At 72.3% G+C, this 9,232-nt stretch carries 9 protein-coding genes; 8 read left to right on the forward strand and 1 reads right to left on the reverse strand.

The annotated features are described in order from the left end of the window. The 7 genes from FK498_RS14815 to FK498_RS14845 form a co-directional block, all read left to right on the forward strand. Nucleotides 1–2,134: chemotaxis protein CheW (locus FK498_RS14815; RefSeq protein ID WP_141855843.1), on the forward strand; the 2,134-nt coding region annotated here is incomplete at its 5' end. A gap of 1 nt (nt 2,135) precedes the next feature. Continuing rightward, the gene (locus FK498_RS14820; RefSeq protein ID WP_141855845.1) at nt 2,136–2,609 is read left to right on the forward strand and encodes a chemotaxis protein CheW; all 474 of its coding nucleotides are present in this window, start codon (nt 2,136–2,138) and stop codon (nt 2,607–2,609) included. 28 nt (nt 2,610–2,637) lie between these two features. Then, entirely contained in the window at nt 2,638–3,003 is a 366-nt protein-coding gene (locus tag FK498_RS14825) for a response regulator (protein WP_141855847.1), read from the forward strand. Then, the gene (locus tag FK498_RS14830; protein ID WP_141855849.1) at nt 3,003–4,118 is read left to right on the forward strand and encodes a chemotaxis response regulator protein-glutamate methylesterase; all 1,116 of its coding nucleotides are present in this window, start codon (nt 3,003–3,005) and stop codon (nt 4,116–4,118) included. The genes FK498_RS14825 and FK498_RS14830 overlap by 1 nt, the downstream gene beginning before the upstream one ends. Continuing rightward, complete coding sequence (locus tag FK498_RS14835; protein ID WP_141855851.1) at nt 4,115–4,924, forward strand: protein-glutamate O-methyltransferase CheR; 810 nt, start codon at nt 4,115–4,117, stop codon at nt 4,922–4,924. Before FK498_RS14830 ends, FK498_RS14835 begins: the two co-directional genes overlap by 4 nt. A gap of 100 nt (nt 4,925–5,024) precedes the next feature. Then, complete coding sequence (locus tag FK498_RS14840) at nt 5,025–6,596, forward strand: ABC transporter substrate-binding protein (RefSeq protein WP_141855852.1); 1,572 nt, start codon at nt 5,025–5,027, stop codon at nt 6,594–6,596. Nucleotides 6,597–6,660: 64 nt separating this feature from the next. Further along, nucleotides 6,661–7,557, forward strand: coding sequence for an NAD(P)-dependent oxidoreductase (locus FK498_RS14845; protein WP_141855854.1), 897 nt, complete (start codon nt 6,661–6,663; stop codon nt 7,555–7,557). Between the two features lie 139 nt (nt 7,558–7,696). On the opposite strand, the gene epmA is transcribed toward FK498_RS14845, so the two are convergent. Beyond that, nucleotides 7,697–8,698: an EF-P lysine aminoacylase EpmA gene (epmA, locus tag FK498_RS14850; RefSeq protein ID WP_141855856.1), complete on the reverse strand. Its 1,002-nt coding sequence runs from the start codon at nt 8,696–8,698 to the stop codon at nt 7,697–7,699. A 97-nt stretch (nt 8,699–8,795) separates the two neighbouring features. Between epmA and FK498_RS14855 the strand changes: the two genes are divergently transcribed. After that, nucleotides 8,796–9,232 (forward strand): hypothetical protein (locus FK498_RS14855; RefSeq protein WP_141855858.1); only part of this gene is annotated, 437 nt, incomplete at its 3' end.

The following is a 9,232-nucleotide window of genomic DNA, read 5'->3' on the forward strand; positions in this document are numbered from 1 at the left end:
CCCCGCTCCCGCCGCGCCCGCCGCCGCGCCCGCCGCGGCCGAGGCCGCCGAGGCGGCCACGGTTCCGGGCGAGTCCGGCGTGGCGGCACAGACCATCCGCGTCTCGGTCGAGGTGCTCGAGGATCTGATGACGCTGGTGAGCGAGCTCGTGCTCGCGCGCAACCAGCTCCTGCAGCTCGCGCGCACCCAGGCGAACTCGCCCTTCACCGTGCCGCTGCAGCGGCTCAGCCACATCACCTCCGACCTCCAGGAGGGGGTGATGAAGACGCGCATGCAGCCGATCGGCAATGCCTGGAACAAGCTGCCCCGCCTGGTGCGCGACCTTGCGCGCGAGACCGGCAAGAAGATCGAGCTCGCCATGTTCGGCGCCGAGACCGAGCTCGACCGCCAGGTGCTCGAGTTCATCAAGGACCCGCTCACCCACATGGTGCGCAACTCCGCCGATCACGGGCTGGAGACGGCGGCCGAGCGGCGCGCCGCCGGCAAGCCCGAGACCGGGCGCATCACGCTGAACGCCTTCCACGAGGGCGGGCACATCATCATCGAGATCGCCGATGACGGGCGGGGGCTGAACACGAAGCGGATCGCCGAGAAGGCGGTCGCGCAGGGGCTCGCGACCGAGGCCGAGATCGCGCAGATGCCCGAGGCGGCGATCCACCAGTTCATCTTCCGCCCGGGCTTCTCCACCGCCGCGCAGGTCACCGCCGTGTCCGGCCGCGGCGTCGGCATGGACGTGGTCAAGACCAACATCGAGAAGATCGGCGGCACGATCGAGCTCGCCAGCCGCCAGGGCAGCGGCACGACCGTGACGATCAAGATCCCGCTCACGCTGGCGATCGTCTCGGCGCTGATCGTCGAATGCGCGGGCGAGCGCTTCGCCATCCCGCAGATCAGCGTGGTCGAGCTCGTGCGCACCGGCGGCGGATCGGAGACCGCGATCGAGCGCATCAACACCACGCCCGTGCTCAGGCTGCGCGACCGGCTGCTGCCGCTGGTACGGCTCTCGAGCCTGCTCGCGCTGGAGGAGGGCGAGCGCGCGGACGGGGCCGAGTCCTTCATCGTCGTCGCCAAGGTGGGGACCGAGAATTTCGGCCTGATCGTCGATCGCGTGTTCGACACCGAGGAGATCGTGGTCAAGCCGGTGGCACCCATCCTGCGCGACATCACGCTGTTCTCCGGCAACACCATCCTCGGCGACGGCAGCGTGATCATGATCCTCGATCCGAACGGGATCGCGCGCGCGGTCGGGATCGGTGCAGCGGGAGCCGAACGCGCCGCGCCGGTCGAGACGGCGCGCGCCGAGGCGGGCGGGTCGGCCGCACGCACCTCGCTCCTGCTGTTCCGCGCCGGCGGGCCGGAGCCGAAGGCGGTGCCGCTCGGATTGGTCGCGCGGCTCGAGGAGATCGCCGCCGACCGGATCGAACGCGCCGGGGCGCGCGCGATGGTGCAGTACCGCGGCCAGCTCATGCCGCTCGTGCCGATGGGGGTCGATCTCGACGATGCCGCGCGGCCGCGCCGGCCGGTGCTGGTGTTCAGCGACGCCGGCCGGAGCATGGGCCTCGTGGTCGACGAGATCCTCGACGTGGTCGAGGATGTGGTGAACATCCAGCTCGGCTCGGCGCGCCCGGGCATCCTCGGCAGCGCCGTGATCGCCGGCCGCGCGACCGAGATCATCGACACCGGTCACTGGCTGGCGCTCGCCGCCGAGGACTGGTTCGCCGCGCGCGGCGGCGGCCCGCAGGGCACGCGGCCGCATCTGCTCGTGATCGACGACAGCGCCTTCTTCCGCCACATGCTGGTGCCGGTGCTGACGGCCGCCGGCTACGAGGTGACGGCGGCCGAGACGGCGGATGCCGCCCTCCGGCTGCGCGAGCAGGGGCGGCGGTTCGACGCCATCGTGTCGGACATCGAGATGCCGGGGATGGACGGCTTCGCCTTCGCCCGCGCGGTGCGCGAGGATCCGCGCTGGGCGGGGCTGCCCCTGATCGCGCTGACCAGCCGGGTCGCCGAGGCCGACATCCATCGCGGCCGCGAGGCCGGCTTCACCGACTATGTCGCCAAGTTCGACCGAAGCGCGCTGCTCGCCGGCATCGCCCAGGTGCTGGCGGCCCGCCGCGAGACGGAGACCGTCTGAGATGAGCACCACGGCCGAGATCACCCGTCCGGGCCAGGCGTCGCGCGGCGCCAATGACGAGGCGCGCGACGTCTACGTCACCCTGGTCGTCGGCGGCCAGCTCTGCGGCATCCCGGTGCTCGCCGTGCGCGACATCCTGGGGCCGCAGGCGATCACGCGCATCCCGCTCGCCCCGCCCGAGGTGGCGGGCAGCCTGAACCTGCGCGGGCGGATCGTCACCGCGATCGACCTCAGGCGCCGGCTCGGCGTCGGCGCCGCCTCCTCCGCCTCGATGAGCGTGGTGGTCGAGCACCAGGGCGAGCTCTACAGCCTGCTCGTGGACAGTGTCGGCGAGGTGATGCGGCTCGAGGCGCAGGAGCGCGAGCGCAATCCACCCACCCTCGCGCCCGAGTGGCGCGGCTTCTCCGCCGGGATCTTCCGCCTCTCCGGCGAGCTCCTGGTGGTGCTCGACGTCGCCGCCGTGCTCGATCTCTGATGCCTCGCACCGCTTCGGGACAACGCCGATGAAGACCTTCCTGGTCGTGGACGACAGCCGCGTCGTGCGCAAGGTCGCGCGCCGCATCCTCGAGGGCTTCGGCTTCACGGTCGAGGAGGCCGAGGACGGCGCGCAGGCGCTCTCGGCCTGCCGGGCGCGGCTGCCCGACGCGATCCTGCTCGACTGGAACATGCCGGTGATGAACGGGCTCGAGTTCCTGCACGCGCTGCGCGGCGAGTTCGGCGCCGACAATCCGGCGGTGGTGTTCTGCACCACCGAGAACGAGCTCTCCCGCATCGAACAGGCGATCGAGGGGGGCGCGAACGAGTACATCATGAAGCCGTTCGACGCCGAGATCATCCAGTCGAAGCTCGCCCAGGTCGGCCTGCTCTGATGGTGCCTGCAGCGGCCGAATCGCCGCGCCCGGCGCCGGGCGAGGAGCGGATCCGCGTGGTCGTCTGCGACGACAGCGCGGTGATCCGCGGCCTGCTCGTGCGCCTGCTCTCGGCCGATCCCGCGCTCGCCGTGGTCGGCACGGCCGCGAACGGGCGCGACGCGCTCGCCCTGCAGGCGCGCGAACGGCCCGACGTCGTGGTGCTCGACATCGAGATGCCGGTGATGGACGGGCTTGCCGCGTTGCCGGACCTGCTGCGGGCCGACCCGGCCGTGCAGGTGGTGATGGCCTCGACGCTGACGACGCGCGGGGCGGATGTCACCCTCAGGGCGCTCCGGCTCGGCGCCGCCGACTACGTGCCGAAGCCGACCGCGGTCGGCGGCATCGCGGCGGGTGAGGGGTTCCGGCGCGAACTGGTCGAGAAGGTGAAGGCGCTCGGCCGCCTGGCGCTGCGCCGGCGCCGGCGCGCCCCGGCGCCCCCCCCACCGCGACCTGCGCCGCCGCTGCGCGCCGCGCCGCGCGTGATCGCGCCCGAGCTGGTCGCGATCGGCGCCTCGACCGGCGGACCGCAGGCGCTCTTCCAGGTGATGAAGGCGCTGGGCGGCGGCTTCCGCCTGCCGGTGCTGATCACCCAGCACATGCCTGCGACCTTCCTGCCGATCCTCGCCGAACACATCACCCGGCTCGGCGGTCTGCCCTGCGCGGAGGCGAAGGAGGGCGAGCGCATCGTGCCGGGCCGCGCCTATCTCGCACCGGGCGACCGCCACCTGACGGTGGCGGGCGACCGGCACGCGCCGCTGGTCGCGCTCTCCTCCGCCCCGCCCGAGAACTTCTGCCGCCCCGCGGTCGATCCGATGCTGCGCAGCGCCGCCGCCGTGCTGGGCGGGCGGGTGCTCGCCGTGATCCTGACCGGCATGGGCCATGACGGGCTCGCGGGCAGCCGCGCCGTCGTCGAGGCGGGCGGTGCGGTGATCGCGCAGGACGAGGCGAGCGCGGTCGTCTGGGGCATGCCCGGCGCGGTGGTGCAGGCCGGGCTCGCCGCCGCGGTCGCGCCGATCGAGGAGGTGGCGCCGCAGATCCTTGCCTTCACCCGAGCCGGAGGGGCCCCCGCATGAGCAGCGCCTCGTTCAGCCAGCTCGCCGAGTTCCTGCAGACGCGCTCCGGCCTCGTGCTGACGCCGGACAAGATGTACCTGGTCGAGACGCGGCTCGGCCCGCTGATGAAGCGCGAGGGCCTGCCCGACCTCTCGGCGCTGGTGGGGCGCGTGAAGGCGGCGCTCGCGGGGCCAATCGCCAACGAGGTCGTCGAGCTGATGACGACCAACGAGACGTTGTTCTTCCGCGACGGCAAGCCGTTCGAGCACCTGAAGGAGAAGGTCTGGCCGCGCCTCGGCGCCGCGCGCGGCCCCGCAGGCACGATCCGCGTCTGGTCGGCCGCCTGCAGCACCGGCCAGGAGGCCTATTCGGTGGCCATGTCGGCCCTCGACAACGCCGCCGCCTTGAACGGCTGCCGGGTCGAGATCCTCGGCACCGACATCGCGCGCGACGTGCTGAAGCGCGCCGAGCAGGGGCGCTACAGCCAGTTCGAGGTGCAGCGTGGCCTGCCGATCGCCGCGCTGATGAAACACTTCACCAAGGAGGGCAGCGACTGGCGGGTCAAGGACGCGCTTCGAGCGATGGTGCGCTGGCGCGAGTGGAACCTGCTGGACCCGCCGACGCCGCTCGGCCGCTTCGACGTGGTGTTCCTGCGCAACGTGCTGATCTACTTCGACCAGGCGACCAAGGCGCGCGTGCTGGACCAGGTCGCCTCGGTGATGGCGCCGGACGGGGTGCTCTATCTCGGCGGCGCCGAGACGGTGCTCGGCGTCACCACCCGCTTCGCCCCGATCGACGGGGTGCGCTCCGCCTACGGTCTCGCCTGAGCCGGGCCGGACGGCCCGGCCTCCCTCCCCAATCCGCGCAGCTCTTGCTACCGTCCCGGTCCGACGGGGCCACCGTCGTCACCGGGAGGGAGAGAGACCCATGCGCCATCTGCTGCTGGCGAGCGTCTTCGCGGTCGGGCTTGCCACCGCGGCCGATGCCAATACGTTCCGCTGGGCCAATGACGGCGACGTCAATTCGATGGATCCCTACGCGCGGAACGAGACCTTCCTGCTGACCTTCCTCGGCAATGTCTACGAGCCGCTGGTGCGCCGCGACCGCGAGCTGAAGGTCGAGCCGGCCCTGGCCGTGCGCTGGGAGCAGCCCAGCCCGACGGTGTGGCGCTTCCATCTGCGCCCGAACGTGCGCTTCCATGACGGCACGCCGTTCACCGCCGAGGACGTCGTGTTCTCGGTCGGCCGCGCCAAGGGCCCCGGCTCCAACGTCTCCACCAAGCTCGCCACCGTCACGCAGGCGCGCGTGGTCGATCCGCTCACGGTCGAGTTCGTCACCGCCCAGCCGAACCCGATCCTGCTCGAGGAGATCGCCGACTTCTTCATCATGTCGAAGACATGGGCCGAGGCGAACAACGCCGCGCAGGCGGCCGACCTGACCAGGCGCGAGGAGAACTTCGCCACGCGCAACGCCAACGGCACCGGCGCCTTCCGTCTGGTGCAGCGCGAGCCCGACCGGCGCACCGTCCTCGAGCCGAACCCGAACTGGTGGGACAAGGCCGAGCACAATCTGACGCGCGTCGAGTTCAACGTCATCGCCAACGACGCGACGCGCGTGGCCGCCCTGCTCTCGGGCGAGGTGGACATGGTCTACACCGTGCCGCCGCAGGACGTGGAGCGGATCCGCCGCACCGCGGGCTACACGATCCACCAGAAGGCCGAGCTGCGGACGATCTTCCTCGGCTTCGACCAGCACCGCGACCAGCTCCTGAAGTCGGACGTGCAGGGCAGGAACCCGTTCAAGGACGTGCGCGTGCGCCGCGCCTTCGCCCAGGCGATCGACGTCGAGGCGATCCGCTCGCGCGTGATGCGCGGCCAGTCGCGCCCCTCCTGGCTGATGGTGGGGCCCGGCATCAACGGGTTCGACGAGGATCTCGACAAGGCGCGCCCGCCGGTCGATGTCGATGCGGCGAAGAAGCTGCTGGCCGATGCCGGCTATCCGAACGGCTTCGGCGTGACGATGGACTGCCCGAACGACCGTTACGTCAACGACGAGGCGATCTGCCAGGCGGTCACCGCGATGCTCGCGCGCATCGGCGTGCGCGTGACGCTGAACGCGCAGACGCGCGCGCGCTACTTCGCCGAGATCCTGGGCCCCGGCTACAACACGAGCTTCTACCTGCTCGGCTGGACGCCCTCGACCTACGACGCGCACAACGCCCTGTTCAACCTGATGGCCACACGCCGGGGCAGCCAGGGCCAGTTCAATGTCGGCGGCTACTCGAACGCGCGCCTCGACGAGCTGACCGGCAAGATCGCCGTCGAGACCAACGCGGCCGAGCGCAACAGGATGATCGCCGAGGCCTTCCGGATCCATGCCGAGGAGGTCGGCCACGTGCCGCTGCACCAGCAGCAGGTGATCTGGGCGGCCAAGTCCTCGATCGAACTCGTCCAGCTCGCCGACAACTGGTTCCCGCTGCGCTTCGTGCGCGTGCGCTGAGCGGGCGGCGATCGGCAACCGGCGGCGGGGCCCTCGGGTCCCGCCGTCGTCTCGAGGAGGATGCATGGAACGGGTGGGCTTCATCGGCCTTGGCACGATGGGTGGGCCGATGGCGGCGAACCTGCGTCGCAAGCAGGTGCCGATGGTGGTGCACGACCTGCGCGCCGAGGCGACGGCGCGGCTGGTCGCGCTCGGCGCCGAGACCGCCGACGGCGTGGCGGCGGTCGCGCGCGCGGCCGATGTCGTGATCACGATGCTGCCCGGGCCGAAGGAGGTCGCCGCGACCATCGCCACGATCCTCTCCGAGGCGCGGCCGGGCATGCTGGTGATGGACATGTCCACGGTCGATCCCGAGACGACCGATGCCGCCGCCGCCGCGTGCCGCGCCAAGGAAGTGGCCTTCGTCGATGCGCCGGTGGGACGGCTCAGCCAGCATGCCGAGCGCGGCGAGAGCCTGTTCATGGTCGGCGCCGAGGCGGCGGACTTCGCGCGCGTGAGGCCTCTGCTCGAGGCGATGGGCACGACCATCCACCACTGCGGTGGGCCGGGTGCGGGGACGCGCACCAAGCTCGTGAACAACCTGATGACCGTCTGCCTGTGCGCGCTGAACGCCGAGGCGCTGACTCTCGCCTCCGCCTTCGGCCTCGATCTCGGCACGACGCTCGCGGTGCTGAACGGCACCACCGCGGCGAACGGGCAGCTCAGCGTCAACTATCCGAACAAGGCGCTCGCGGGTGATCTTTCGCCCGGCTTCATGATCGACCTCGCCCACAAGGACCTGAGCCTGATCCTGGCGGCGGGCAATGCCGCCAAGGTGCCGCTCGCGGCGACGGCGGCGATCCGCGAGCTCTACTCGATCGCGCGCGGCGCGGGGCGCGGGCGGCAGGACATGACGGCGGTGCTGGACACGCTCTGCGACCTCGCCGGGGTGAAGGCGCCGCGCCAGGCGCCCTTGCCCTGATCCCCAGCCGCGAGCGGACAGCGGAACCGGGCGTCGCCGCGTTCCCCCTTCCCGACGCGGCGGGAAGGTCAAAGACGGGGAGGCGGGCGCACCGCGGTCCGGCCCCCGGTGCGCGCCGCGATGGCGGGAGCGTGCTCATTCATACCGTCGGCAGCCAGAGCACGTCGTCGATTCTGGGCGCGCCGCAGGCCAGCATCGCCAGACGGTCGAAGCCGAGCGCGATCCCGGCGCAGGGCGGCAGGCCGTGCTCCAGCGCAGCGAGGAAATCCTCGTCCGGCGCGCGGTCCTCGCCGGTGGCGGCGAGGCGCTCGGCGCGCCAGGCGGCGAAGCGCGCGCGCTGCTCGACGGGATCGGTCAGCTCCTCATAGGCGTTCGCAAGTTCCAGTCCGGCCGCGAACAGCTCGAAGCGCAGCGCCACGCGCGGATCGGCCGGATCACGCCGCGCGAGCGCCGCCTCCGCGGCGGGCCAGTGCGTCAGGAAGGCCGGCACGTCCTGGCCGATCGCCGGCTCGATGCGGCCGAGGAGGAGGCGGAAGAAGAGGTCCTGCCAAGTCTCGCCCGGGCGCAGCTCCACCCGTGCCGCCGCCGCGAGTGCGGCCGCATCGCCCGCGCTCGCCAGCACATCGACGCCCACGAAGCGGTCGAACGCCTCGGCCACGGTGAGGCGCGCGAAGGGACGATCCGTCGGCACGACGCGCCCGCCGCGCCGCAGTCCCTCGGGGACGACCGCGCGCAGCAGCGCCTCGGTCTCGTCCATCAGCCCGGCCAGATCGAGCCCCGGCCGGTACCATTCCAGCATGGTGAACTCGGGCTGGTGATGCGGCCCCGCCTCGCCGTTGCGGAAGACGCGCGCGAACTGGAAGATCGGTCCCGCACCGCCGGCGAGCAGCTTCTTCATCGCGAATTCGGGGCTGAACTGCAGGAACAGCGGCCGCGCCTCCGCGCCGAGCTTCGCCGCATAGCGGGTCACGAAGGGATCGAGGTTCGGCTCCATGCCCGGGCAGGGCTGCAGCACCGGCGTCTCGACCTCCGCGTAGCCGCGCGCGGCGAGGAACTCCGCCACCTCGGCGCGCAGCCGGGCGCGCCGGCGCAGGAACGGCAGGCGCGCGGCGAGGCGTTCGGGATGCCAGGGCGGCGACATCGTCGCGCAGAAACCCTCCCGACGCGGCCGCGTCAACACGGCCTTAACCGGGCCACGCCTATGCCGTCCGCGTACGCTCTCGAGGCAGGGCCGCCCCATGCTCGCACGTCGCTTCGGCCGCATCCTCCTCGGCGCCGGCCTGCTCGGCGCCGCGGCCTATGCCTTCGCCCCCCATCTGACGAACCGGATCTCCACGGCCGCGGTGGTCAACAGCGAGCTGATCCGGATCGTCGCGCCGATCGACGGCCTGGCCGATCAGGGACTGCCGGCCCCCGGCACGGTGCTCGCCGCCGGGCAGGTCCGGCCGCTGGTGCGCCGGCTGGTGGCGGAGGAGCGCGAACTGCACCGCCTCGCGCATGACCTCGCGCTGGTACGCGCCCAGATCGCCGAGGCGCGACGGGGCCTCGACCTGCTGGACGGGCACGACGCGGCGCTCGCCGCCCGCGCCGCGGCTCATGCCCGGTCCGTGCGCGAACGGCTGGCCGCCGAACTGGCCGAGGCGCGCGCCGAGCATGCCGGCGCCGAGGCGGCGAT

Origin of the sequence: Elioraea sp. Yellowstone, from assembly GCF_006704265.1 — a bacterium.
In the GTDB taxonomy this organism is placed as follows: Bacteria; Pseudomonadota; Alphaproteobacteria; order Acetobacterales; family Acetobacteraceae; genus Elioraea.